This window comes from Cyanobacteriota bacterium (assembly GCA_027618255.1).
GTDB lineage: Bacteria > Cyanobacteriota > Vampirovibrionia > LMEP-6097 > LMEP-6097 > JABHOV01.
This window is the reverse complement of sequence record JAQCFG010000030.1, coordinates 1-23,383: the sequence shown is the minus strand read 5'-3', so window position 1 is coordinate 23,383 and position 23,383 is coordinate 1. Positions and strand designations below refer to the sequence as shown.

Below are 23,383 nucleotides of genomic sequence, written 5' to 3'. Positions count from 1 at the left end.
GATTGATGGAGCGGATTCTCATGGTTGTGAGAAAGTAATAAGTTCGGTTAGCAAACCAGTGACCCATGATGTCTTCCCTCCAGAAACAAAAAAGATCCCTAAATGGGATCTTTTTAGATTGATGGAGCGGAAGACGAGGTTCGAACTCGCGACAGCCTGCTTGGAAGGCAGGTACTCTACCAATTGAGTTACTTCCGCATAACTCAAAGAATTTTATCACGTCATTGCGAGCAAAGCGACGCAATCCAGAAAAATATAAACTTTGACAGAATGGCTTTGGTCTTTGTAGACCCCGAAAGGGACTCGCAATAACGTATAATTTCAACATGAATACACTTTTTGAATTTACTAAGCTCAGTTTTGAGAACCTTAATAGACATATCAGATTAGCTGACAACAAAGCTAAGTTCATACTGAGTTTAGATCTAGCTGTTATATCTGGCTTGATTACTTTGGTTTTTCAAATCAAATCTTTTGAGTTTAGTTCCTTGCCCGGTATCTTGATGTCCGTAGCCTTCATCTTTATATTTTTTTCATTTGTGAATACGGTTTTTATTATTAGTCCGATTGTTGTTTACAAGTGTGCAACCAGTGAAATGCTCTATTGGCGCAATATCGAAAAACAAGATAAGGATAAATTAGCGCAGCTTTACAAAAATCTGCAAGAAGATCAGATGATGGATGAGCTGGTGGAGCAGATTTATTTTTATTCTTTCTATGCTTCTGAAAAATATCGCAAAGTCAAAGCTGCAATCTTTTCTACTTTGATTGCAGTATTTTTTGCTCTTGTTGCAGTTTTAGTTTTGGTTTCTAGCCATGGACTAGTTGCCGCAACTATTGATTAATTCTAGTTTGTCAGTGAGCTTAGTTTTCTTCTCTGCACGTTTTTTAGGGTCTTTAGAATCTTCTTTTTCTTCGCTTACTTTAGTTAGTTTCTTTTCAACTTTGGTTTTTATACTTGTTTTTTCTTCTGCACTCAGTGCTTGACCATCTTTAATAAGGACACCATCGGTGCAGCTAAGTTTGGCTGATACTGCGTTGGTCATGGTAAGAACTATAAGTAAAGAAAGGAATAATTTCATAGTCATATTTTACTTCATTATCAGCTGAGAGGTAAATAAAATATAGGTTCTTCTGTTTCGCTGCATGATATCTCTTGATGGCTATATTCGGTTATAATTAATTTATTATGGCAGGTGCTGTTAGCGATATATCAGGAGCTTCGGGCAGAGGAATTGTTCTTGGACTTCAGGGCATGCATCAATGGTTACAGTCCTTTATTGAGATGGGATTAGCGGGTCCTGCAATAAATTATAGCAATGGTCGGTCTACAGGTGTTGCATTGGCTAGAGCTGATTAAGTATCTTTACAAATCCTCTCTAAATAAGTTATCATTGTCCTTCCTCTTTGCTTGAAACAAGGAAGAACATTATGAATACAGAACTTGAGTTATTAATGCCAGGCGGTAGTCTGGAAAAAATCAAATACGCGATTGCATATGGAGCTGATGCTATTTATGCAGGAGTCCCGCGTTATAGTTTGCGGGCACGCGAGAATGAGTTTTTTGATCCTGAGTTAATCAAGGAAGCAGTTGATTTTGTTCATGCTGCTGGCAAGAAGATCTACCTTACTTGTAATATTTATGCGCACAACAATAAAATCAATAGTTTTATGGAAGCAATGACAGAGATGGTTTCATTGAAGCCAGATGCTTTCATCATGACAGACCCGGGGCTTATTGCTTTAACCAAGGAGAAATTTCCAGAGGCTGTAATTCATTTGTCGACGCAAGCTAACAACACCAACTGGGCGCAAGTCAAGTTTTGGAAGGACTATGGAATTGAGCGCGCGATACTGGCGCGTGAATTAAGAATTGAAGAGATCCGTGAGATCCACGACAAAGTGCCTGATATTGAGCTTGAGGCTTTTGTTCATGGTTCTATCTGCATGGCCTATTCAGGTCGCTGTCTGCTTTCTAACTACTTGAGTTATCGCGATGCTAATCAAGGCACTTGCTCACATACTTGTCGTTGGGGTTTTAAAGTGAGTGCCAATGATGCAACTACAACAGCAGGAGCAAGTGATTTTGATGACGTGCGCACGGAGTATATTCCTCTTGATGGCGATTTCTATCTTGAAGAACGCGAGCGTCCTGGTGAGATGATGCCAATTGACGAAGATGAGTTTGGAACATATATAATGAACTCCAAAGATCTTTGTGGCATTGACTACATCAAAGAGCTGCGTGATGCTGGGGTGATTAGTTTCAAAGTTGAAGGACGTAACAAGACCGAGTACTATGCTTCGCTTGTAGCGCGTGCTTACAGACGTGGTATTGATGAACTTACAATTAAGAACGAGATTTCTGATGAAACTAGAGACTGGATGCTCGCAGAGGTATGCACTACTGCCAACCGTGGATTTATTCCTGGTTTCTATCCGCGTAACGCCAAAGCCGCTGCCCAAGAGCTCGAGCGCTCTCACAGTGTGCAAACTCATTTGTACGCTGGTCGTGTGCTTGCTTATGATGCTAGCTCGCGCGTAGCTTGTCTTGAAATTAAAAACAGAATCGACAAGGGTGACAAGCTCACTTTTATTAGTCCTGAAAGAGAGTTTGAGATTGAGTTTGCAGAGGCTTACTACAATGGTCACCCAGATGCGCTTGAATTCTCAGCAAAATTGCACCGTAATCCTAAGAAAGAATTTAACGCAAACCAAATCGAAGCAACTGATCACGCTCATGGTGGTGGTCAGAATATCTTTGTAAAGCTAGATCAAGATCTTGGTGCCAATGCTGAAACTACTATCATTAGAATGATATATAAAGAGGCGCAGACTTTGAAGAACAGGACGCCGGTTATAGCTTAGTCAAGGTGGGGCTGGATTATACAGCTACTTTTCTACTGAAGATATCGGCATAGTTGTAGGGTCTGGGTATATCAGTGTTGGCTATTTTAGATAGTCTTGTGAAATCAACTATTCCTTGATTTTCCAAATAATTACCGAATCTCTGCACTAAGGGGTCTATCGATCTACTGAACAGCTCTGGTATATTAGAAGCATCAATTGATGCACCACCTATATTTTCGATTTCGGCAGTTTTTAAGACATCGTCTGCAATTGTTCGTAGAGAAGATATACTGCTATCTGCTCCTAATACTTTTAGGGTAGCTTTAATAGTTTGTTTTTCTGCTGAAGTTAAATCGGATACTTGTTGAAGATGATTGGCAAAGGCGTTTGATGAGGCGATTGTTGATATTATTGCATCATTACCAGTCCCAATCACTGGTCCTCTAGTAACTCCGTGAGCTAAGTTGCTTGCTTCTTGGATAGTAAAATCAGTAGCTTGTTCTATTAAAGCTATAATATCTCGATCATGACCACCGCCTATTCTGCTGTCCCGAAAATCAGCAACTGCTTGACTAAGTGTTAATGGCTCACTTTTAACGGCAGCAGCTCCTGTTGCTGTGGCCTGAACTGGCTCATTGAGTTGAATCTTAATTGGTCCTGTCATAATAATTCCTTGTCTTTGTTGGATGGTTCTAATTTTAACATATTACCCATGTTAATGTCAATACCTATCATTTTGTCATTTTCAAAACAAGTTTGGCTAACTGCCCTGCAGCCTCCGGCTTAGCAAAAGCACCTAACCTCCCTTGCATAAATTCAAGCAATTCGGTATCCTCAATAAGTTTGACTATACTTGCATATAAAGCGTTATCAAAATCAGCTTGATCTTGATCAAGCATCAAAGCTGCACCAGCATCGACTAATGACTTAGCGTTGAGAGTTTGATGATCATGTGCTGCCCAAGGTAGTGGAATAAAAATAGGCACAACACTTGAAGCTGCCATCTCTGCAATTGTCATAGCACCAGATCTACAGATAGCAATGTCTGCACTAGAACAGAGTTGAGGCATTTGATGTGTGTAGGGGATGACCTTGTAATTTGTAAACCGAGCAGAGTCGCCATCCAAAAACTTCTCGAGATATTCTTGATAAAGCTTGCTACCAGTAACATGAATGATATTTATTTTTTTATTCTCAGAGAGACGTGGTAGTAAATTACCAATTGCATCATTAATAGATTCTGCTCCCTGAGAGCCTCCGGTGATGAGGATATTAAAACGCTTCCCTTCTTCCTTCTCCCTTCTCCCTATTCCCTCTCTTAAGAACTTGAACGAAACAGGATTCCCCGTCACAACTACTTTGCCAGACTTGACTTTGGTTTTGAGATATTCAAGATCAGGAAAGCCAAGTGTAAGTACAGCAGCATTTTTTACAAATGCCATATTGGCAAGACCCATATGCGCATCTAAGTTGTGAATGATATAAGGTATCTTGTTGAGCATCGCGGCAGCAAAAACAGGAGCGGCCACGTAGCCACCAGTGCCAAACACCGCATCTATTTTATTTTCTTTGAGATGAGCCGAGGCCTTTTGCACTGAGCCCCAAAATCTCCAAACGAATTGGAGAAGCTTAAATGGATTTTTAGACCTTGGCAATGGGTAGGCTATTAGTCCAAGAAATTTGATATAGCTTGAATATGCCCTGCCTTCGGCATCTTTCAATTCGTCTTTGTTTAATAGTTCTGCTTCTAGTTTAGCCTCATGTCCTAGATAAAACAGCTTGGTTGAGGGTTTTTGCTCTAATATAGCTTCAGCTAAGGCTAAACAGGGATAGATGTGACCACCTGTACCGCCCCCAGTTAATGCTATTTTTTTGAATTTAGCCATGATTACCTAATCTATATGCCTATTGTCTCACGTAAAACCCTTATCTAACAACTAAAAATGCCCAAATTGACAAAAGTCATTGACTGGACACAGATTACGGAGATATCTTGAATTAGATCATCAGATCTGTTTCATTTGTGCTGTAACCTGCTATAATATAACTACGACCGAGCGATAAGGTAAATACAATATGAAAACAAGAGAAAGAAAAATTAACTGGACTAACGCAATTTATTTTAGTGTTGTGCCAATAATGTGTATTTTCACAACAATACATTGGTTTAATGCTGGATCCTTCAACTGGACAACAGTGATTTTGGCCTTAGTTTTGGCAACTTTTGTTGAGTTGAGTATTACAGCTGGTTATCACCGTTTATTTGCTCACCGTACTTATAACGCAGCTTGGCCTGTTAGACTTTTCTTTTTGATTTTTGGAGCTGCTGGGCTTCAAGGCTCTGCGCTTCAGTGGGCGCTTGATCATCGTGATCACCACAACTATGTTGATGACAATGAGAAAGATCCTTACAGTATTGGTAAGGGATTTTTCTGGGCTCATATGGGTTGGTTATATTTCAAACATAACGATCAGCTTAAGGACATGGAAAAAGCTGGAGATTTAATGGATGACAAATTAGTTGTTGCCCAGTTCCATACTTGGGTACCAATGGGATTTTTTGTTGGTTATATTCTTCCTGGAATTATTGCTCTTGCTTGGGGTGATTTATTTGGTGGTATTTTTATCGCTGGATTTTTACGTTCTGTACTTAATCATCACGCTACTTTTTTGATTAATTCCTTGACGCATTGTATTGGCAAGCAGACTTATTCTGATAGCCACAGTGCTCGTGATAACTGGTTTACAGCTTTCCTTACTTTTGGAGAGGGCTATCATAACTATCATCATGAATTCCCTTCTGATTACCGCAATGGTGTAAGACCTTGGGATTGGGATCCATGTAAATGGACGATTAGAGGTTTGTCATATATCGGTTTAACTTATGATTTAAAAAAGATTAGTGCAGAGATCATTTTGCGCAAGCGTATGCATATGAAAGAGAAACATATGATCAAGAAACTAAACAAACGCAATTTCGACTTCTTTACTTCTAGCTATGTCGATGCTTTTGAAGAGATGAAATCAAGAGCAGATGCTGCTTTTAAATATCTTTCTTCTTTACGTCAACAACACAAAAAATTAACTAGCAAAACACACAAGCCTGCTTTTGTTCAGCTTGAAGTAGAAGTTCTCAAGGATCAAATTAATCAGGCTACTCGTGAATTTAGAGTAGCAATTAGAGAGTGGAATTTGCTGCGTAGACAGGTATTGGCTTACGCTAGATCAGCTTAAAATAGCCCTAACTACGTTTAAGCTCGTCCCAAGTCTTGTCATTGCGGATATATTTGTTACCGTCAAAACCATCAAAGAAGAACTCGATTAGTGGATGTTCTATATTTTCTGAGTCTTCATCAAGCTCTAGGTGCTCTTCAGCAACATAGCTAATAGCATTGGTACCATCAATAAGTACGTAGTACCAAGGTTTGTTTTTGTCGGGCTTATATTTGCTTTTGTTATAAATTTCTTCGTCGTTAATAAAGTACATATCAAAGTCAGTGACGATGCCTCGATAGTCTTCTTGAGGATGTTTGATAGTTTGCCCACGTTTGTATTTTGGTTTATCAAATTGATTTAGGTTATCGGCAAGATAGAATTGAGGAATGATAGCTTGGAATTTACTGCTGTCTGTTCGTTCCATTTCATAACTACCTTCCATAGTTCCGAAGTGAGTTTCTAGATTACAAAAACTCATATACTCATGACTCTCACCAGGATTTAATTCAGGCTGTTGTCCAACTACTCCTGGTCCCTGTACTTCTTCTTGCTTGGAATTAGAGTCAATAATAATCCAATGTCTATTCAGTAGTTTGACTTTTTGATCGGATTTGTTGGTGATAGTGATTCTGTAACAAAAGAGGAACTTGCCTTCAGCTGGCTTGGAGTACTCTTCCAAGTAGATACTGCTGGCTTTAACCTCAACACCTTGACTAATACATAATTTAGAATCTGTTGTCATTCTGTGTCATATTCTAGCATCCCCCCAAACTAGCTGTTTGCTTGGTAGCGACAATTACCGTCTATATAAACTTGTTTGACTATTGTCATTGCTGTATCCATAATTAGTTCAAATGGATCAGCTGTTGCTAGGTCGATATTCTGATCCTGTACTTCAAGTACCACCCAATCAGCTGCTTTGCCAATATCAAGAGAACCAAGATCATCACGTTTAAGTAATTTAGCTGCTTTGTTGGTGATTAATTCAAACTTGGCTTTGGCACTGAGTCCTGGAATTGCATTGGCTTCCTTCCTAAGATCAAGGTCGCTGTTAGAGGCTTTGCTATCAGTACCAATAGCAAAATCGATAGCGAGTTTGTGCCATTGCTGGTAATTTGCCAAACCGTTTTTAAGATAGAGATTGGAGCGAGGGCAGGTGATGATTCCAATTCCTGCTGCTTTAATTAATTCAAGATCTTGTTTGGTGGCATGAACCAAATGAGTAAACAAACTAAATGGTTTTAATAAATTATGCCCGTGAAGATATCGAGTCGAGCTTGGATAGCTTTGCCAGTTTGCCAGTTTGGTTTCAAGGGTGTTGATCTTGTCCCAAAACTCTTTTGCTGACTGGGCTTGCTGCGAGTCTTTGTCTTGGAACCAAGCTTCTTCGGCTGCGCTTTCAGCTAGATGACTAAGTAGCGGGACTTGGTTTTGATTACACCAATCAAGACAGAGTTGCCAAAGTTGCGGTGAGACGTCGTAGCTTGCATGTGGAGAGAGAGTCAAGTCTACGTTTGTTGGTTTGTTTAGTTTGTTAATTTGTTTAAGATTTTGCTGCAAGATTTGTGTTGCTTGTTTTGGATCAGAACCAAAAATTTCGATTCCGATAATTCCTTTGAGTCCGCTTTCTTGGAAAGCCTTGATTGAATCCTCAGGATGGCTAGTATTGTCGATAAGGAAGCTGGTGCCAAAGCTCAGAGCTTCTTGAGCACCCTTGAGGGCGGCACTAGGTAAACTCGCCTCCCCCATATGGTGTATTTCGACTAATTGACTTATCCAGGGAAAGAGGCTCTGGGAGCTGAGTGTGGTGTCAGAATATGCCAGGTGCGAATGTAGATTTATGAGTCCAGGTATGATGATTTGCTTTGTATTGCTCTTGTCAATATGATTGTTATTGATCTGCCGGTAATCGGTGATACTTGTTTTTGCCTCAATAACAGTGTTAAACAGTGTTTCATCTGTGTTTTTAATGACTATGTTATGGGTATATTGATTAGGTAACATGGGGGAGAAAAGGCTTGGGTCCTATAATAAAGATGTTGAAACTAAATATAAAAACAGATGATGAACAGTGCTTGGAGCTTGAAGTCGGCGGACAATTGCTCTATAGTGATGCTGAGCATTTTAAGGAGTCTGTATTACCTCATTTGAAGGAGCAAGCCAAAGTTAAGGTGAATTGTTCTGACTTAAGTTTTCTTGATAGTGCTGGAATGGGTTCATTTGTAAGATTGTGGAAAGAATGCAAAATGATCGGTGCAGAACTTGAATTATATAATGTAATAGATGATGTGCAAGCTCTTTTGAGAATAGCTAGATTACATCAGCTGACTAGAATCATATCGAAGGCGAGTTAATAAAGTCAAGAGAGAACTTAATAAGCATTGATTTTATGGAAAAAAGGCAACAAAATTATCAAAGTTCTGATGCAAAAGTTCAAGAACTAGAGTTAAAGTTGGCTGCTGAACGTAAACTCAACGAGGATAAAACTGCGTTGATGGAAAAGACTATTAGCGAGACTGAAGACTTGGCTCGTCATTTACAGAACACAACACTGGCTTTAATTCAAGAAAGGCAGATAGCCAATTCTCGTGCAGAGAAAGAAAAGCTCATCAATAAATGGGTTGAACTAATCAATAGTGCATTTTATTTGGATGGTGTTTTAGATCTTACGACAAAAGAGATTGGTAGTTATTTAGGTGTCGACAGATGCGGGATTGTTTTATTTAGCCGTAATGCCCTGCTAGCTGTAAATGAATATGCTGAGCTTGAATACAAGCGTAATTTTGTGACTAATAAAAATATTGAAGAAACAAGTATACAGCTGAGAGTTGAAACTGTTCGCAAGAATTATTATATTCGCAAAGCAATTAAGTCTAAGACCAATATTATTGAAACCAAAATTGGCGAAAAAGTAGAAGACAATTTTTTACATTCTACTCAATCATTACTGGCTTTGCCTATCCTGATTAAGAAACAAATTGCAGGTACTGTTGCACCTGATAATCATCAATCTTTGATAGATGAGATCCAAGGTGTTTTTTACGTACAACAATGTAGCGAAGTGCGTGATTGGAATGAGCGTGAAATAGATTTGTTGCAATCGATTGTAATACCTTTGTCAACTGCTATTGAGAAAGCTCTGCTATATCAAGAAGCGCGCAAAAGAACTGAATATGCTGAGCTTTTAAACAACCTAACAACTCAGATTCGTTCTAGCTTAAACTTGAGTGAGATCTTGGCTCGTACTGTAAATGAGCTTGGTTTAGCACTGAAGGCATCACGTTGTTTTTTATATTTTGATGGTTATATTAGTGATGAGTATTGCGAGCAAGGTGTGCATAGTATCGCTAATACAGCCACTCATTTGATCTTAGACAATTTTCGTAAGGATCAGTTTGGACCAATCGCCGTTAATGATTTATTAGCCCCGGAGAATTTTAGCCGTCTAACAGCAGTAGAACAAGAAGAGCTTATAGCAACAGGAGCAGTTTCTGCTTTAGCTTGCCCTTTACATTTTCAGTCTGTAGTTCAAGGTTGGATTGTTTTTCATAGTTATGGCAAGCGCAGTTGGATTCGTGATGAGATGGATTTTGTGGAAGCCGCTGGCTCACAGGTGATTGTGGCAATGACTCAATCAAGAATGTACGAGAAGCTTAATTCTTATCAAGAAAAATTGTCTCGTGAATTGAAGCAAGCAGCTCGAGTGCAGACATCCCTGATTGGTGGAGATGTGTTTAATGTTAATCTAGAGACTTCTGTTTTTTATAAAGCTCATAGTAATGTTTCAGGTGACTTCTATTGGGTTGCTGAGCTTTCGCCTGACAAGGTTGGTGTATTGATTGGAGATGTATCAGGCAAAGGTCCTGCTGCTGCACTTTTGACGGGTTATTTACTTGGTGAATTTAATTCCGCTGTGCGCAATTCTGCACTTGCATGGTTCCCAGAGAAAATGATTAGTTTTCTTTGTCAGTCTATTCTGGATCAAAATGCGAGTTCCGATTTTTATGCAACCGCTTGGTATGGTGTTTTTGATCTTTATGAAGGCTCGCTGACTTATACAAACGCTGGACACTTGAATCCTTATTTAATACAAGGCGACAAGATCATCATTGTAGATAAAGATCAGGATAGTGGTGTACCACTGGGATTGATCAATCCAAAAGAGATTGATGAGGTTTATGAAGCTAAGACGATTGATTTTAAACAAGGCGATAAAATGATTTTATTTACCGATGGTGTAATGGATCAAAAAATGCCTGATGGCAATTTTGTACCCAAGGATTGGGTGATGAAAGTCTTGGAGCAGGTCAAAGGACAAGATGTTAAAGAGATTACCTATGAATTAAATGAAGCATTGAATACTTTGAGTGGCGCTACACCTCTGACTGATGATAGATTGATGATTAGTTTAGAGCAGGTCAAATTTGACATTGTTGATTTTGATGCACAAGACACAAAGAAAGTAGCTAGTTTGATTGATACTGTTGTTACTGAGGCATTGGCTGCAAATATGCCAGCAGAGCGTGGATTGGATTTGCGACTTGGGATTACCGAAGCTATGACCAATGCAATTCGTTATGGTTTGCAGAAGAACCCATATGGAACTGTGAGATTGGGTTATAGAATTAACCCTGGCTCATTCAAGATGACTTTAATTGATCCTGGCCCTGGATTTAACTGGCAGGTTTACAATCAAGCATGTATTGATGATGTGACTATGGATAATGAAGGTGGACGTGGCATCCCTCTGCTACTTGAAATATTTGACAAGGTTACCTGGAACTACCTTGGTAACCATATAGGACTTTTTTATTACTGGTAACGCCGGGTCGTAACGCAGTAACGTTTGTTACTTTTTGACGCCGGGTGATAACAAAGTAACGCTTTGACAATACAGGTTTCGCAATTGCGAAGCCCTAAAAATGCGTTTGCTATATTTGTTCAGGAGATTTAAATTATGCCAACTATAGAGAGATATGACTATGCTAACTCCTTTCACCATGTGTATTCTCGAGGTTTAGATCGTTTTAATATTTTTCATGATGATCAAGACCGCTATAAATTTCTTGCTTGTATGGAGGCTTCGTGTGTGAAGTATGGTTTTAGGATTCATGCTTATTGTTTAATGGACAATCATTATCATTTATATTTACAATCCATTCAGGGTAATTTATCGAAATCATTACAAAGTATTAATTCACGTTATTCGATTTATTACAATTTGAAATATGAACGTAGCGGGACTATTTTTGAGGGTCGGTTTAATTCGAAATTGGTACAGTCGGAGAAATACAGTTTGAATTTGATCAGGTATATTCACTGTAACCCACTTAAAGCTGGTATGGTAACTGATTTAGATGAATATCGCTGGTCTAGTTATCCTATTTATGTCGGTAAACAAGAGCCACAAGGATTTTTTGATTGTGGGTTAGTAATCGATAGCATGAGCAAGCAAGCTACAACTAGTAATTTTCGGGCTTTTCATAAGTTAGATTTTGATGATGATTTTGATTCTAAAAATATATGTGGTGATGATGAATTTATTAAATCAATATTGGAGTCAGCAATTGTTAAGCCTTATTCTGAAAGTAAAATAAATGAGTTGATTGATGAAGAAGTTATACCCTTGTTTTATGAGTATATTTATAGCAACATCAATCTAACAAATAATGAAAAATTACGATTGTATACTTTTTCATTACATCAATTTACTTCTATGTCATATGCTGACATTGCATTTTTTGTGGATGCAGATAGCCCAGTGGCTATTAAACAGATGAATTATAGGTTTAAGAAAGTACATCTTGAATCTTCTAAGTTTGCTAGTATTTACAAGGATCTTCTTGTAATAAAGGATAAAGTGGTTAATGATGTCAATACAAAGCGTTACGTTGTTACGACCCGGCGTTGATAGCGTAACGATTTTAGGATATGGAATTAGTGCTAAGAGCGCTATAGATTTTCTTTTGGAATATAAGCCTGGTATTGAGATTAGGGTTTCTGAGCTTAAGGATAGAGAGTGCTTTATTGGCATAGAGGATTATGAGGTTAAGGGAGTTCAATTTGAGTTTGGTCAACAAACAGCAGATTTTGTCCTGGGTGATTCTGCTGATTCACGATTTGTAATGATTAGCCCGGGCATTCCGCCACATGCGCCTGTGATTAAGCTGGTTCAAGATTCTGGGCTTGATTTTGGGACTGATCTAGATTTGTTTCTGGATTTTGCACCGGGGAAAACAATCGCTGTCACTGGTACCAATGGCAAGACCACTACTGTAAGTCTCTTGGCATCAATCTTTGATACACAAGCAATTGGCAATATTGGTTTGCCGTTTATGGATTTTGCAAAACTCAAGAATCAAGAAATATTTATTTTGGAAATTAGTTCCGCTCAGTTGTTTTATTCTAAGTTACTGAAACAGGTTGATTGCTCCGTTTATCTCAATTTTACTGATGATCATTTGGATTGGCACAAAGACCTTGATGAGTATCGTCAAGCCAAAGCTCGTTTGTTTGAGCATGATGGAGTTTTCATCTTGAATCAAGACGACAATGTGACTGCAAGTTTGAAGAACGACAAGTCACAATTATTTTCTACTGAAACTCAAGCAAATGCATATTATAGGGGTGACTCTTTGTATTTAGCAGAAACCAAATTACTTGATTGTTCTGAGTTGAACTTAGTGGGTAAGCATAATTATTCTAATGTTTTAGCTGCAAGCCTTGCAGCAACTGAGTTTGGTGTTGGGCGCGAGCATCTTAAAACTAAACTAATGAGTTTCCAAGCCGTACCGCATCGTCTTGAATATATCTCCACTGTTAATGGACACAAAGCCTACAACGATAGCAAGGCAACGAATCCAGACTCTGCAATTAAAGCACTTGAATCCTTTAAAGATTGTATCGCTATCATTGGTGGTAAAGACAAGAACCTCGATCTTAGTGAATTTATTAAAATAGTCAGTGCACGCTCTTCTCGTATCGTTATTATTGGTGAACTAAGAGAAAAGATAGCTCAGGCTTTGACAGCTCACACTGATTTTCATAAAGCTGAGACTTTGGAGCAAGCTGTTGATTTGGCTATCAACCATGATTCAGACTTACCAATTCTATTTGTACCAGCAAGCTCAAGTTTTGATATGTTCAAAAACTATCAAGACAGAGGAGATAAATTTAGGCAGCTGATATATACTAAATCAAGTGGAAGCTGTAGTAAATAAACCAAGCCTTAATCGAGTTGATCCTTTCTTTTTGCAAGTAACAATTGCTTTGATTGTTGTTGGTATTACTTTCGTTATTAGCGCGTCTTGGCACGAGTCAGTACGGTATTTCGGCAGCCCCTGGGTTTTTATCGTTAAGCATATAGTTTCTGTATTTTTTGGACTTTCAATAATGTTTGTTTTTAGTTTTTTGCATTTCAGGTGGCTCAAAAAACTAGCTTGGCCGCTCTTGATTGCAGCACTTATTGCACTTGCCTTGACTGCCAAGTTTGGTGTTGTCACTGGCGGTTCTAGAAGATGGCTGGCACTTGGCTTTTTGAATTTGCAAGTTTCTGAATTTGCCAAGATTATTACAGCACTGGTTGTAACGAAGGTCTTGGTTGAAGGACGTAATTATGTTTGGGCTTTTTTAGGAGTTTTGTTGATGGCTGGTTTGGTTTTGAAGCAACCTGATCTTGGTGGTAGCATTTTGATTATGTCGGCAGCGTTTGCAGCAGTTTATGCTTCTGGTTTTAATTTATTTGCGTTTATCGCTGGACTTGGGACTTGTGCTTTCTTGGGAGTAAGACAAGTGCTCAACACACCATATCAAATGGATAGAGTGAAGTATTGGCTTGATCCATACTCTGATCCCCTAGGGCATGGTTATAATCTAATCCAGTCTATTAGGGCGATTGGCGCAGGTGGTCTTTGGGGTGTTGGTATCGGTGCCTCTGTCCAAAAACTCGGACCTTTGCCAATAGCCTATGCTGATTTTATTTTTTCAATTATTTGCGAAGAGATTGGTTTCTTGGGAGCTGCTGGTTTACTATTTTTGTTTTTCTCTTGGCTTTATAGAGCTTTTTATATTAGTTTGAACGCTGAAGACAAGTTCGGACAAATATTTGGTTTCTCTCTGACATTAATATTTGGTTTTCAAGTGCTTATCAATATTGCAGTTGCCACTGGACTCTTTCCGATTACTGGAATGACTTTGCCTTTGATTAGTTTTGGTGGTAGTAGTTTCTTGTCAGCTTCGATTATTGTAGGGATATTATTGAATATCTCGAGGTTTAGTCGTATTTAGTTTATTAGACCTGTATTTAGGTTGAGTACTTTAATTTCAGGGTCTTGTTTTTTGAGTTCAACATTATAATGGGTTAATAAGCCTTGATCCATTGCCTGTTGGAGTCCTTGGCGTGTATGGATTTTTAAATCCATAATTTCTTGGATTTTGGACTGAGGGTTTTGACCATTAAGTTCTGATGGGTTTATAAAAAATACTTGCATGCTTTTGTTTTTAATAAGGCTTAAAAAATCAAGTTCTTTGGTTGTATAATTTCTTACTTCAGTTTCAGAGACCCATTCTCCTGTTTTAACTCTGCTACCATCTGGGTTTCTTTTTAGAACTTCTTCAAATTGATTTGAATTAAATTCATGTTGGTAGCCTTTATTGTCTTGTTCTTTAAGGAAGTTGAGGTAACTTTCTTTATTAACTGATACTATAATTGGGACCATAGGCTTATCAAGGCTGAATGTAGTAAAGGTATTGCCATTTTGTTTGAAAGCATAAGCTTTGGCTGCTACATAATCAGTACTGGCAAATACAAAATTGCCTGCATATTGCCCTGTGCAAACTTCATTAGGACTAGGTCTTATTGGTGCCCCAGATAAATTATTAGGTCCAGAATGTACCAAACGTTGAGGCTTTTTGAATATTTCTGGGTGTGTTCCCTTAGTGTGCAATCCCGCTTGCATAGCTATATAACGCTATCAAACTGTTAAATGTGATTTATTCAAAGCCCTAATCTCAAGAATCCCTCTTAGAGCGGCTTCTAGCTCATCAAGTTTAATCATATTAGGACCATCTGAAAGAGCATCTTCTGGACGCGGGTGAGTTTCAGCAAAGATACCAGTAGCTCCAGCAGCAACCGCGGCACGTGCCAGAATCGGCGCAAAGTGACTATTGCCAAGTGATTTGTCCCCACCAGCTCCAGGTAACTGGCAAGAATGAGTTGCATCAAAAATAGTTCTAATGCCCATCTCGCGAGCTTGCTGGAACATGCGCATGTCGACAACCAAATTATTGTAACCAAATGAATTACCTCGCTCACAAATAAATACATTAGTGTTGCCAGCCTCACGAGCTTTATCAACAATATTTTTAATTTCAGGCGGCGATAAGAATTGCCCTTTCTTGATATTAAGTACTTTGTTTGTTTGAGCAGCTGCAACAATCAAGTCGGTTTGCCGACACAGAAAAGCTGGGATTTGCAAAATATCCAGGACTTCACTGGCAGGCGCGCAGTGACTAGTTTCATGCACATCACTAACAAGTGCAAAACCAAAATCCTGTTTTACTTTAGCTAGTTGCTTAAGCCCTTCTTCAAGTCCAGGACCGCGAAAGCCATTAATAGATGAGCGATTAGCCTTATCGTAACTTGCTTTAAAAACCCAGACTACCCCATCAGTAAGTTTTTCTGCTTCTAGTTTTGAGATGATTTTTTCAAGTCCTCTAGCAATCTCAAAAAGCACTTGCTCAGACTCAGCAACACAAGGCCCCAAAAGGATTGGGAAGCTGTTTGGGTTCATCATTTGTTTTTGGAAGGTCATTGATAATGAATTATAGCATTGGCTTTAAACGTTAAGCCCGGCGTCAATATTAATTACTTCTCCGCAAATGGCATCTGTTCTAAGTAGATATTCAACTAATTGAGCAATTTCTATAGGTTCTATCCAACGCCCAAGCAAAGTCGCTCCAAGAGCCATAGCTTCTGCTTCTTTGTTTGGAAGCAGTGTATGAGCCATATCGGTACGCACCCAACCAGGATTGATTGTATTAATTGTAATTCCATCATGCGCAAGTTCTGGAGCGAGTGACTTCATCATTGCGATCATGCCAGCTTTGGAAGCGGAGTAGGCTGGCGCGCCAGCATCGCCGTAAGCACTAACTGAAGCAATTAAAATTATTTTTGAGCCGTGATGTAAAAGTGGCAAACAAGATTGAATCATCCTAAAGCTACCGGTGAGATTGACATCAAGCACTCGACTAAATTCTTCGATAGAATGTTTTTCGATATTGCTGCCGTAATATATTCCAGCGTTGCAGATGAGTGCATCAAGTGATTTTATTTCACGAAGATAGTCATCAATAGATTTTTGATTACTAACGTCAAGTTCTAAAGAGCTTGGAGCAAATACCTTGTTGCCATCAACCAGTAAATCAGCACAGGCTTTGCCTATGCCTCTTGAGCCGCCTGTAATTAAAATGGTTTTGGACATCTGGATACTATTGTCTCAAAAAAGACGATCCCGGGTATCGTCTTTTGTAATGTAAGTTTTAAAGATTAAAAATGGCGATACCCGGGATCTCCATTTTACAAAAAAAGCCCAGCATTAGCAGGGCTTTTTAAATAATCGTGTTGTAAAAACTTAAACTAGTTGTAGTTCTGGTTTACCTTCATCAAGGATAGCGCCTTCAATTGGACAAGCAGCTAAGCAAGCACCACAATCGATACAGGTATCCATGTCGATGTATGGGTATTTAAAACCTTTGGCGTTTTTCTTTTCCTCAGCAGGCCAGACGATACAATCAACTGGGCAAACAGGGATACAATCCTCTGCACCTTCACAAATTTCTGAAACAATAGTGTATGGCATTCTTTTCTCCTTTAAACCAATTTGAACGGTTAGCTTCTTTATCGGCTAACCGACTCATATCCTAACAACAAAGCTATAAATAAGTAGTTGTTGAGAATCATTGTCAATTGAGCTGGTTTATCGGCTATTTTTAAGGCTTTCAAGACGAATAATTGAGAATCATTCTCATAGTTATTTTTACTTAACATTCTTTGCAGAGACGAATCGGGAATATTTTATTTGGGTTGCTAATCATCTTAGGATCAAAAACTCTTCTGACTTTGAGCATGGTTTCCATATCGGCATCCGAAAACAAGAACGGCATGTAGTCACGCTTCTCGACACCGATACCATGCTCACCAGAAAGCACACCACCTAGTTCAATACAAAGATGCATGATTTCATGGCTTGCTTGATGAATACGCTCAACGACTCCTGGGTCTTTTGCTGGATCATACAAGAAATTAGGATGCAGATTGCCATCAGCAGCATGTAAGACGCTAGCTAGTCTGAGATTATATTTCAAGGCAATTGCTTCGATCTTTGCCGTTGCCTCAGGGATTTTGGAGCGAGGCACCACAGCATCATAAAGATACCAAAACGGTGCAATTTGACCAAAGGCTGCAACGGTACCCTTGCGCACTTTCCAGAGGAATTGTCGCTCTTTTGGATCTTGAGTTTCTTTATATAGCAGTGGTTTGAACTTAGCTTTGATTAATTGATTAATCGCTTTAGCTTCCAGTAGAATCTCATCGTTGTCGCCATCAAGCTCTATTAATAAAACAGCATTGCTTTCACCGGGAATGCCCAAGTCAAAAGTCTTGGAAACGGCTTCCAGAGCACCTTTGTCGATCATCTCTAGAGCGGTTGGCTTAAAGCCAGCTTTGATAATTGCTGAAACTAATTCGGCAGCCTCTATCGCCGAACCAAAAGCAACTTGCATTGTAAGAAATGATTCAGGGATTTTTTGTAAGCGCACTAATGCTTTGGTAGCAATTCCAAAGGTACCTTCACTACCTACAAAGAGCCTGGTGAAATCAATTGCTGATCTTTTGGCTGAATGAATTTGTTTTATTTCTTGTCCTTGATCAAAGTTTTCACAGGCTTGTTGATTGATTTGACCTAGATAAATAAGTTCACCACTTGGCAAAACTACTTCCAGTCCTAGTATTTGATCGGCACTGACTCCATGTTTGTAGCAATGAATGCCGCCAGCGTTCTCTGCAATATTGCCACCAATGGTACAAGCTGCTTGGGAACTAGGGTCTGGCGAGAAATGTAAGCCGGTGTGCTTCACTAATTGGCTGAGAGTTTCATTGACTAGTCCTGTTTCAATTAATGCCATTTGATTTGCTTCATCATAAGCGATTAATTTATTGAGTTTGGCTATTGAGATTATTACTGAGTTACTGTCGCCAATGGCGCCGCCGCTAAGTCCAGTGCCTGCACCTCTGGCAACGAAGTTGAGCTCTGGGTATTTATTAATTAATTGAACGGTGTTTAATAATTCCTGAGTGCTATTAGGGATTACAATTAAGGCAGCTTGATTTTTAAAGAGGGAAGTGGCGTCTGTTTCGTAGAGATAACGATCGGTATCCGTGTCTAGAACTTGTTCTGGCTTTAAGAAGTCTTGAATTTCTTGAATGAATTTATTTAACTTCGACGAGGCAACCATGATATTTATCTACTTTGCCCCTCGCTATATCGTTATAGAGATTTTGTAATTTACTGGTGATAGCTCCAGGCTTGCCGTTGCCTAAAACATAATTATCAATGGAGCCAATTGGCACTATTTGCGCGCCGGTCCCGCAGAAAAATGCTTCATCTGCGATATAAAGCTCAGTGCGGTCAATTGCGCGAGTTTCAACTTCTAAGCCAAGTTCATCAATTGCAAGTTCACTAACAAAGTTGCGAGTAATACCCTCTAAGATATTGTCAGAGATTCGTGGAGTAATTAATTTGCCTTTGCGCACAATAAATAAATTCATCGCTGAACCCTCTGCAACGTAGCCAGCTTCAGTCAAATAAATCGCATCGTCATAACCAGCGAGAATCGCGTTTGCTTTGGCTAGCCCAGTGTTGACATAGCTACCATTGATTTTGGCGCGAGGTGGAATTGCATTATCAGAAACTCTTCTCCAACTAGAAATTTGTACTGAGATACCTTTGCTTGTATCAAGGTAGTCGCCTAGGTCAAGAGATGTCATCACGAAACTATCTTCGTCATCACCACAAATTACTGAGGGACCAATTCTTTCACAAGACTTAAACCAACTTGGTCTGATATAGGCATCGCACTTTGGTTTGTTTTTTTTGAGAAGTTCTATTGTTAGTTCACACATTTGATCAACGTCATAATAAGGTTGCATTCTCAGAATTTTGCAACTTTGTAATAATCTCTCAAAATGATTTCTAAGATGAAGTAAATAGAGCACATCTTTATCTTTGTTGTAATAAGCTCGAATTCCTTCAAAAACGGCGGTGCCATACATGAAAGCATGCGTCATGACACTGATCTTGGCATCTTGATATTTCAAGAAATCTTTGCCAAGAAAAGCATATTCGTGAATTTTGATCGCAACTTTGGCCATTAGCATTATAATAGTACATTATGAATCAAAAAACACTTTATTTACTATATGGTTTCAGCATATTAACTTTGGGCTTGGTGGGTTTTTATTTAACTCATGCCAAATCTGCTTTAATTAGCGGGGCTGCTAGTGCGTCGATCATTATTCTTCTCAGCTTTTTTATCTGCAAAAGTAAAGTGGTGCTAATCGCAACAAGGGTGGTTAACGTGCTTTTGATAGGTGCTTTTGCTTGGAGATCCACTCTTGCTATGACTGCGCTGACTGCAGGTAACGGGGATAAATTAATCCCTGCTATTTTGATTTCTGTAATGGCGCTGGTTAGTGTTGCTGCATTTGGGATTAGTTTACTATCACCAAAGTATCCAACTGAAGGCTAATAGCAGTGTCTTAGGACTTATAAGACTTCGCTATTTCCATTTGATAGAACAGCCGGCAGACGGACGATCTTCAAAGCTGATATGGTCACTCGTTTGCAAATCCTCTAAAGCTCTTTCAAGATCTTCAAAACGTGCATGATAAGCGAGTTTGCCATGCTTATATACAAAAATATCAGGCGTACAAACAGCTCCAAAAGCCTTGGCTACTTCTTGGCTCTCGTCAAAAAGATAAGGGAAATTGAAATTATATTTTGTGGCAAATTTGCTCATGTTCTCAGGACTATCATCTTCTCTATAATCTGGATCATTGGCGGAGATTGCAATCCAGTTAACAAAGTCATTGGTCTTGGCTGCAAGCGCAGAAAAATTCTCGGCGATTCTGACTACATAAGGACAGTGATTACAGATGAATGCAACTACAACAATATCTTTGTCTAGGTCTTTGTTTGAGATATTGCGTGCACTGACTGTATCAGCTAGATCAAAGTCGCAGATTGCTTTACCGTATTCTAGAGATTTGGATTCGAGGAGTACCATTGGTTTAATTATAACTCATAGTAAGCCTAAAAAAATAGTATCAGTTGTGCAATAGAACCAAGGATAAATTTCAAGGCAATTAAAGTAATTAAAAGTGCAGGCAATAAATAAATCAAAGTCGCTTTGAGTTTGGAGATTTGGCAAAGTTTTGTAACTGCAATTATATTCAGATTGAAAGTCCAAATGAGAATAATTAGTTTGAGTATCAAACCCAAAGCAGAATTGAACTGGCTGATGATTGTTGCAGGTGCCAGGAAAATCATGGGAATATTGGCAAAACCCAGCAAGGTGATAAAGCGCGGATATTCATTGGCTTTGAGTTTGAAGATGAACGCCATAAGAAAAATCAAACTGCTAGTGATGAGCCAAGAACTAAGATAACCAAGTATGCCAGTGATATTGGGTTGATTTTGGATAGAGGCAATGATACTAAGAATGATTATGGCTTCAAGCAAAAGGCCTGGGCTATAATTATTGGCTAGTTGACCGAAGGCTAGTCCTGGTCTAAAAATCACCGAGTAAATATTTTGAAAAAAGCTCACGACTTAATTATAGACCTAGGTAACTCGCGAGTGAAGTATTACTTGGTGGATTTGCCTGGATTTGACCTATATCTCAGTGTTGATGATTTACCTAATGATTCTAGTTATGATACTTACATTATCTCGTCTGTGCCAAGTCAGACTCAGTTGATTGTCGATGAGTTTAAAGCTAAGCGTGAGCTTGCTAGTCTAGAGATTTTTGATCCGCAAAAGCAAAGTTCACTTACAAATTTGTATCCTGGGTTTGGTGCTGATAGGGTGGCTAAATTAATTGGCGCTTTGGATTTGAATCCTGGATCTAATATAATTCTTATGGACTTCGGTACTGCAACTACTATTGGTGTCGCTAATGCTAATAGAGAATTCTTGGGTGGTTTTATTAGTCTTGGTTTAAGGGCAAGTATGAAGGCTTTGAGTGAGGACTGTGATGCACTTGACGATTTCTTTAAAGACCTTAGGAACTTGCTTGGAGAGCCGGATATGAAAACTAACAATACAAGAGATGCTATTGTTCATGGTGCCTATACTGCGCACTTGGGATTGATTAATGAATGGATCTTTAGAGCTCGCAAATTAATTAATAATGATCAGCCGACTTTAACTATTTGTACTGGTGGCGGTGCAAGCAGCTTCCTGAACTACTTTGATAAGCATATTGAGGATGGCGAATTACTAGGCGCCTTTGTCGAAGGGCTTAAATCCCATCACTAATTTTGGATCATTTTTCCAGACTAAGAACCTATCATTATTTTCTAGATCTTTATAAAACTTGGCTTGAGGGAAAATCTCTTCAAGTTGCGGGCGTTGCCCCTGTCCAAATTCAAAAGCCATAAAACCACCTTCTTCAAGTAAGCCAGCTTCAAGCACTTGGTTTTTGATTTGTTTATAAGGAAAACCGGTGAGTGCGTGTTTTGGTTCATGTTGAACTTCAGGTTCTAGTTCTTTGTAATCAGCTTCTGTGATATATGGTGGATTAGAAACTATCACATCAAAGTAAGGCGGCTTGCCGCGCATGACTGGCAAAGCTACTGGTGAGCTGGATTTGCCAATGAATGGTTCAAGGTAGTCTCCCATTACAAATTCAATATCGACTTCATATTGTTTGGCGTTGATTGCAGCAACTGTAAGGGCGGCTTTGGAAATATCAGAAGCATAGACTCTTGCTGCTGGCAAGGCACGTTTGAGTGCAATTGCAATACAACCTGAGCCAGTACCAAGATCAAGAATTCGAGGTTGATGAGTGTCTCTGATTTTGATTTCAGCAAGTGTTTGTTTAACAAGCAATTCTGTTTCTGGTCTTGGGATCAAAACATCTTGATTGACAAAAAGCATCATGTCTCCAAAAGCAGCTTCTTCAAGCAGATAGGCTAGTGGCGTTCTGGTTTTATTGCGCTGGTCTCGGATAGAGTAGATTTGTGCCGCTTGATTTTTTGTGATGATCTGTGAGTCTTCTGTAATTAATTGGCTAGGACTTAGTTGCAAAACATTTTGTAATATAAGGCGTGCTTCTATTTCAGCCTCCTCGATTTCAAGAGTGGATTTGAGCTGCTGGTAGATTTCTTGGAGGGTGGTTTGCTGTGAAGCCATCGAGCTTATTTTAGCTCTAATTTCATGGCTACATGTACATACAAAGCGTTACGTCGTTAAGACCCGGAATTAAAAAAGTAACGAATATACCCAGGTGGGGTATATTCTGAAGAAACTATTAATACTTAATTTATGCTTGTAAAATCGTTGTTTTTTATCAAACTGATATAAAATGGTAAATCCTTCAGAGAGTTATATGAAATTTCAAGATAAGTCTTGACAAGATCTAGTAATTAGTATATACTTAAATTAAGGAACCAACAATATGTTATTAACTAATCTTAATTCACTACATTCTACGTTATCAGCTCATGCTAAATATCTTGAAAATAGGACAGAGTCAGATTCTGCTGTTATTGATTTGCCAGATGCAGAGTACCATAATGCGAAACATGATATTGCTAAGATGCACCAAGAAACTGGTCTTCAAGCTAGTTTGAATGAGTCTTTGAAAGTAGTAGATTCTAGTGAAAATAAGTCCGTTATAGAATGTAGACAAAGACCATTAAAAATATTAACTAAAAGTTTGGATTGTTTAATTAGAATGGAAAATCTTGCAAATCCAGTTTCGGGTCAATCAACAGTAAAGGTAGATCCACAATTCCAGGCTAGAGTTACGGAATTACAAGATAGTTTATTTGATTTTATTGATACAGCTTTTGCGGATCAAGGGATAGATAAGGTAGATTCTTTTACAAAAGTTGCAGGGGTTTCTGATAATACAGTTCAATTATTAAATAGAAGAGCAATTCAAATGCAAAGTAGTCGATCTGTGGCTGAAGCTATTTAATCACCCCTCTCACTAAAACTCTCACTTTCAATAATTAGCCGATGTGGTTCCTTTG

The 23,383-nt window shown here is 38.8% G+C and carries 26 protein-coding genes, 1 tRNA gene and 1 pseudogene; 12 read left to right on the top strand and 16 right to left on the bottom strand.

The window, feature by feature from the left end:
• Positions 1–122: 122 nt before the first annotated feature.
• Positions 123–198: transfer RNA gene (locus O3C63_05550), tRNA-Gly, on the bottom strand.
• A gap of 128 nt (positions 199–326) precedes the next feature.
• On the opposite strand from O3C63_05550, the gene O3C63_05545 reads away from it, so the two are divergent.
• Positions 327–845 carry a DUF5706 domain-containing protein gene (locus O3C63_05545; protein ID MDA0772389.1) on the top strand — a complete coding sequence of 173 codons (519 nt, stop codon included), beginning with the start codon at positions 327–329 and terminating at the stop codon, positions 843–845.
• Here the strand turns inward: O3C63_05545 and O3C63_05540 are convergent.
• Positions 822–1,082 carry a hypothetical protein gene (locus O3C63_05540; protein MDA0772388.1) on the bottom strand — a complete coding sequence of 87 codons (261 nt, stop codon included), beginning with the start codon at positions 1,080–1,082 and terminating at the stop codon, positions 822–824. The two genes, O3C63_05545 and O3C63_05540, sit on opposite strands and share 24 nt — an antisense overlap.
• A gap of 107 nt (positions 1,083–1,189) precedes the next feature.
• On the opposite strand from O3C63_05540, the gene O3C63_05535 reads away from it, so the two are divergent.
• Both O3C63_05535 and O3C63_05530 read left to right on the top strand, forming a co-directional pair.
• Entirely contained in the window at positions 1,190–1,360 is a 171-nt protein-coding gene (locus O3C63_05535) for a hypothetical protein (protein ID MDA0772387.1), read from the top strand.
• A 71-nt stretch (positions 1,361–1,431) separates the two neighbouring features.
• Entirely contained in the window at positions 1,432–2,868 is a 1,437-nt protein-coding gene (locus O3C63_05530) for a U32 family peptidase C-terminal domain-containing protein (protein MDA0772386.1), read from the top strand.
• Positions 2,869–2,884: 16 nt separating this feature from the next.
• Here O3C63_05530 and O3C63_05525 read toward each other — a convergent pair whose 3' ends face one another.
• Both O3C63_05525 and O3C63_05520 read right to left on the bottom strand, forming a co-directional pair.
• The gene (locus tag O3C63_05525) at positions 2,885–3,514 is read right to left on the bottom strand and encodes a hypothetical protein (GenBank protein MDA0772385.1); all 630 of its coding nucleotides are present in this window, start codon (positions 3,512–3,514) and stop codon (positions 2,885–2,887) included.
• A gap of 67 nt (positions 3,515–3,581) precedes the next feature.
• A complete protein-coding gene (locus tag O3C63_05520) occupies positions 3,582–4,736 on the bottom strand; it encodes a UDP-N-acetylglucosamine--N-acetylmuramyl-(pentapeptide) pyrophosphoryl-undecaprenol N-acetylglucosamine transferase (GenBank protein MDA0772384.1) in 1,155 nt (384 codons plus the stop codon).
• 190 nt (positions 4,737–4,926) lie between these two features.
• Here O3C63_05520 and O3C63_05515 point away from each other — a divergent pair, with 190 nt between their 5' ends.
• On the top strand, positions 4,927–6,084 hold the full coding sequence (locus O3C63_05515; GenBank protein ID MDA0772383.1) for an acyl-CoA desaturase: 1,158 nt from the start codon (positions 4,927–4,929) through the stop codon (positions 6,082–6,084).
• A 7-nt stretch (positions 6,085–6,091) separates the two neighbouring features.
• Here the strand turns inward: O3C63_05515 and hspQ are convergent, their stop codons facing one another.
• From hspQ to O3C63_05500, 3 genes and pseudogenes are all read right to left on the bottom strand, one after another.
• The gene (gene hspQ, locus O3C63_05510) at positions 6,092–6,454 is read right to left on the bottom strand and encodes a heat shock protein HspQ (protein MDA0772382.1); all 363 of its coding nucleotides are present in this window, start codon (positions 6,452–6,454) and stop codon (positions 6,092–6,094) included.
• Positions 6,437–6,808, bottom strand: a pseudogene (gene apaG, locus O3C63_05505) (Co2+/Mg2+ efflux protein ApaG). The gene hspQ and the pseudogene apaG overlap by 18 nt, the downstream one beginning before the upstream one ends.
• A gap of 29 nt (positions 6,809–6,837) precedes the next feature.
• Positions 6,838–8,070, bottom strand: a complete 1,233-nt coding sequence (locus tag O3C63_05500; GenBank protein ID MDA0772381.1) for an amidohydrolase family protein — start codon at positions 8,068–8,070, stop codon at positions 6,838–6,840.
• A 32-nt stretch (positions 8,071–8,102) separates the two neighbouring features.
• On the opposite strand from O3C63_05500, the gene O3C63_05495 reads away from it, so the two are divergent.
• The 5 genes from O3C63_05495 to O3C63_05475 all read left to right on the top strand — a co-directional run bounded on the left by O3C63_05495 (position 8,103) and on the right by O3C63_05475 (position 14,352).
• Positions 8,103–8,420: an STAS domain-containing protein gene (locus O3C63_05495; GenBank protein ID MDA0772380.1), complete on the top strand. Its 318-nt coding sequence runs from the start codon at positions 8,103–8,105 to the stop codon at positions 8,418–8,420.
• A 35-nt stretch (positions 8,421–8,455) separates the two neighbouring features.
• On the top strand, positions 8,456–10,888 hold the full coding sequence (locus tag O3C63_05490; GenBank protein ID MDA0772379.1) for a SpoIIE family protein phosphatase: 2,433 nt from the start codon (positions 8,456–8,458) through the stop codon (positions 10,886–10,888).
• A 135-nt stretch (positions 10,889–11,023) separates the two neighbouring features.
• Complete coding sequence (locus O3C63_05485; GenBank protein MDA0772378.1) at positions 11,024–11,977, top strand: transposase; 954 nt, start codon at positions 11,024–11,026, stop codon at positions 11,975–11,977.
• Positions 11,937–13,286, top strand: a complete 1,350-nt coding sequence (gene murD, locus O3C63_05480; GenBank protein ID MDA0772377.1) for a UDP-N-acetylmuramoyl-L-alanine--D-glutamate ligase — start codon at positions 11,937–11,939, stop codon at positions 13,284–13,286. Before O3C63_05485 ends, murD begins: the two co-directional genes overlap by 41 nt.
• Positions 13,267–14,352 carry a putative peptidoglycan glycosyltransferase FtsW gene (locus O3C63_05475; protein ID MDA0772376.1) on the top strand — a complete coding sequence of 362 codons (1,086 nt, stop codon included), beginning with the start codon at positions 13,267–13,269 and terminating at the stop codon, positions 14,350–14,352. The genes murD and O3C63_05475 overlap by 20 nt, the downstream gene beginning before the upstream one ends.
• Here O3C63_05475 and O3C63_05470 read toward each other — a convergent pair.
• From O3C63_05470 to O3C63_05445, 6 genes are all read right to left on the bottom strand, one after another.
• The gene (locus tag O3C63_05470; protein MDA0772375.1) at positions 14,349–15,011 is read right to left on the bottom strand and encodes a hypothetical protein; all 663 of its coding nucleotides are present in this window, start codon (positions 15,009–15,011) and stop codon (positions 14,349–14,351) included. The two genes, O3C63_05475 and O3C63_05470, sit on opposite strands and share 4 nt — an antisense overlap.
• A gap of 27 nt (positions 15,012–15,038) precedes the next feature.
• Positions 15,039–15,878 carry a 3-deoxy-8-phosphooctulonate synthase gene (kdsA, locus tag O3C63_05465; GenBank protein MDA0772374.1) on the bottom strand — a complete coding sequence of 280 codons (840 nt, stop codon included), beginning with the start codon at positions 15,876–15,878 and terminating at the stop codon, positions 15,039–15,041.
• Between the two features lie 24 nt (positions 15,879–15,902).
• Positions 15,903–16,547, bottom strand: a complete 645-nt coding sequence (locus O3C63_05460; protein MDA0772373.1) for an SDR family NAD(P)-dependent oxidoreductase — start codon at positions 16,545–16,547, stop codon at positions 15,903–15,905.
• Between the two features lie 150 nt (positions 16,548–16,697).
• Entirely contained in the window at positions 16,698–16,925 is a 228-nt protein-coding gene (locus O3C63_05455) for a 4Fe-4S dicluster domain-containing protein (protein MDA0772372.1), read from the bottom strand.
• 181 nt (positions 16,926–17,106) lie between these two features.
• The gene (locus O3C63_05450; protein MDA0772371.1) at positions 17,107–18,579 is read right to left on the bottom strand and encodes an FAD-binding protein; all 1,473 of its coding nucleotides are present in this window, start codon (positions 18,577–18,579) and stop codon (positions 17,107–17,109) included.
• Complete coding sequence (locus tag O3C63_05445) at positions 18,554–19,495, bottom strand: branched-chain amino acid transaminase (GenBank protein MDA0772370.1); 942 nt, start codon at positions 19,493–19,495, stop codon at positions 18,554–18,556. The genes O3C63_05450 and O3C63_05445 overlap by 26 nt, the downstream gene beginning before the upstream one ends.
• A 20-nt stretch (positions 19,496–19,515) precedes the next feature.
• On the opposite strand from O3C63_05445, the gene O3C63_05440 reads away from it, so the two are divergent.
• Entirely contained in the window at positions 19,516–19,872 is a 357-nt protein-coding gene (locus tag O3C63_05440; protein MDA0772369.1) for a hypothetical protein, read from the top strand.
• Between the two features lie 30 nt (positions 19,873–19,902).
• Here the strand turns inward: O3C63_05440 and O3C63_05435 are convergent, their stop codons facing one another.
• Positions 19,903–20,409 carry a thioredoxin family protein gene (locus tag O3C63_05435; protein MDA0772368.1) on the bottom strand — a complete coding sequence of 169 codons (507 nt, stop codon included), beginning with the start codon at positions 20,407–20,409 and terminating at the stop codon, positions 19,903–19,905.
• 26 nt (positions 20,410–20,435) lie between these two features.
• On the bottom strand, positions 20,436–20,951 hold the full coding sequence (locus tag O3C63_05430) for a YIP1 family protein (GenBank protein MDA0772367.1): 516 nt from the start codon (positions 20,949–20,951) through the stop codon (positions 20,436–20,438).
• Between O3C63_05430 and O3C63_05425 the strand changes: the two genes are divergently transcribed.
• Entirely contained in the window at positions 20,937–21,662 is a 726-nt protein-coding gene (locus tag O3C63_05425; protein MDA0772366.1) for a type III pantothenate kinase, read from the top strand. The two genes, O3C63_05430 and O3C63_05425, sit on opposite strands and share 15 nt — an antisense overlap.
• Here O3C63_05425 and prmC read toward each other — a convergent pair.
• Entirely contained in the window at positions 21,624–22,538 is a 915-nt protein-coding gene (gene prmC / locus O3C63_05420) for a peptide chain release factor N(5)-glutamine methyltransferase (protein MDA0772365.1), read from the bottom strand. The two genes, O3C63_05425 and prmC, sit on opposite strands and share 39 nt — an antisense overlap.
• Positions 22,539–22,803: 265 nt before the next feature.
• Here prmC and O3C63_05415 point away from each other — a divergent pair, with 265 nt between their 5' ends.
• Positions 22,804–23,328 (top strand): hypothetical protein, encoded by a 525-nt coding sequence (locus tag O3C63_05415; protein MDA0772364.1) that lies wholly within the window; start codon positions 22,804–22,806, stop codon positions 23,326–23,328.
• The last annotated feature ends 55 nt before the right edge of the window (positions 23,329–23,383 follow it).

Bases quoted from the DNA above. Each gene is read 5' to 3' on its own strand.
- O3C63_05450 (MDA0772371.1), bottom strand. From the start codon at position 18,579: ATGGTTGCCTCGTCGAAGTTAAATAAATTCATTCAAGAAATTCAAGAC.
- O3C63_05520 (MDA0772384.1), bottom strand. From the start codon at position 4,736: ATGGCTAAATTCAAAAAAATAGCATTAACTGGGGGCGGTACAGGTGGT.
- O3C63_05485 (MDA0772378.1), top strand. From the start codon at position 11,024: ATGCCAACTATAGAGAGATATGACTATGCTAACTCCTTTCACCATGTG.
- O3C63_05515 (MDA0772383.1), top strand. From the start codon at position 4,927: ATGAAAACAAGAGAAAGAAAAATTAACTGGACTAACGCAATTTATTTT.
- O3C63_05455 (MDA0772372.1), bottom strand. From the start codon at position 16,925: ATGCCATACACTATTGTTTCAGAAATTTGTGAAGGTGCAGAGGATTGT.
- O3C63_05530 (MDA0772386.1), top strand. From the start codon at position 1,432: ATGAATACAGAACTTGAGTTATTAATGCCAGGCGGTAGTCTGGAAAAA.
- O3C63_05500 (MDA0772381.1), bottom strand. From the start codon at position 8,070: ATGTTACCTAATCAATATACCCATAACATAGTCATTAAAAACACAGAT.
- O3C63_05490 (MDA0772379.1), top strand. From the start codon at position 8,456: ATGGAAAAAAGGCAACAAAATTATCAAAGTTCTGATGCAAAAGTTCAA.
- murD (MDA0772377.1), top strand. From the start codon at position 11,937: ATGTCAATACAAAGCGTTACGTTGTTACGACCCGGCGTTGATAGCGTA.
- O3C63_05460 (MDA0772373.1), bottom strand. From the start codon at position 16,547: ATGTCCAAAACCATTTTAATTACAGGCGGCTCAAGAGGCATAGGCAAA.
- O3C63_05445 (MDA0772370.1), bottom strand. From the start codon at position 19,495: ATGGCCAAAGTTGCGATCAAAATTCACGAATATGCTTTTCTTGGCAAA.
- O3C63_05440 (MDA0772369.1), top strand. From the start codon at position 19,516: ATGAATCAAAAAACACTTTATTTACTATATGGTTTCAGCATATTAACT.
- O3C63_05415 (MDA0772364.1), top strand. From the start codon at position 22,804: ATGTTATTAACTAATCTTAATTCACTACATTCTACGTTATCAGCTCAT.
- prmC (MDA0772365.1), bottom strand. From the start codon at position 22,538: ATGGCTTCACAGCAAACCACCCTCCAAGAAATCTACCAGCAGCTCAAA.
- O3C63_05540 (MDA0772388.1), bottom strand. From the start codon at position 1,082: ATGAAATTATTCCTTTCTTTACTTATAGTTCTTACCATGACCAACGCA.
- kdsA (MDA0772374.1), bottom strand. From the start codon at position 15,878: ATGACCTTCCAAAAACAAATGATGAACCCAAACAGCTTCCCAATCCTT.
- O3C63_05525 (MDA0772385.1), bottom strand. From the start codon at position 3,514: ATGACAGGACCAATTAAGATTCAACTCAATGAGCCAGTTCAGGCCACA.
- O3C63_05495 (MDA0772380.1), top strand. From the start codon at position 8,103: ATGTTGAAACTAAATATAAAAACAGATGATGAACAGTGCTTGGAGCTT.
- O3C63_05545 (MDA0772389.1), top strand. From the start codon at position 327: ATGAATACACTTTTTGAATTTACTAAGCTCAGTTTTGAGAACCTTAAT.
- O3C63_05435 (MDA0772368.1), bottom strand. From the start codon at position 20,409: ATGGTACTCCTCGAATCCAAATCTCTAGAATACGGTAAAGCAATCTGC.
- O3C63_05535 (MDA0772387.1), top strand. From the start codon at position 1,190: ATGGCAGGTGCTGTTAGCGATATATCAGGAGCTTCGGGCAGAGGAATT.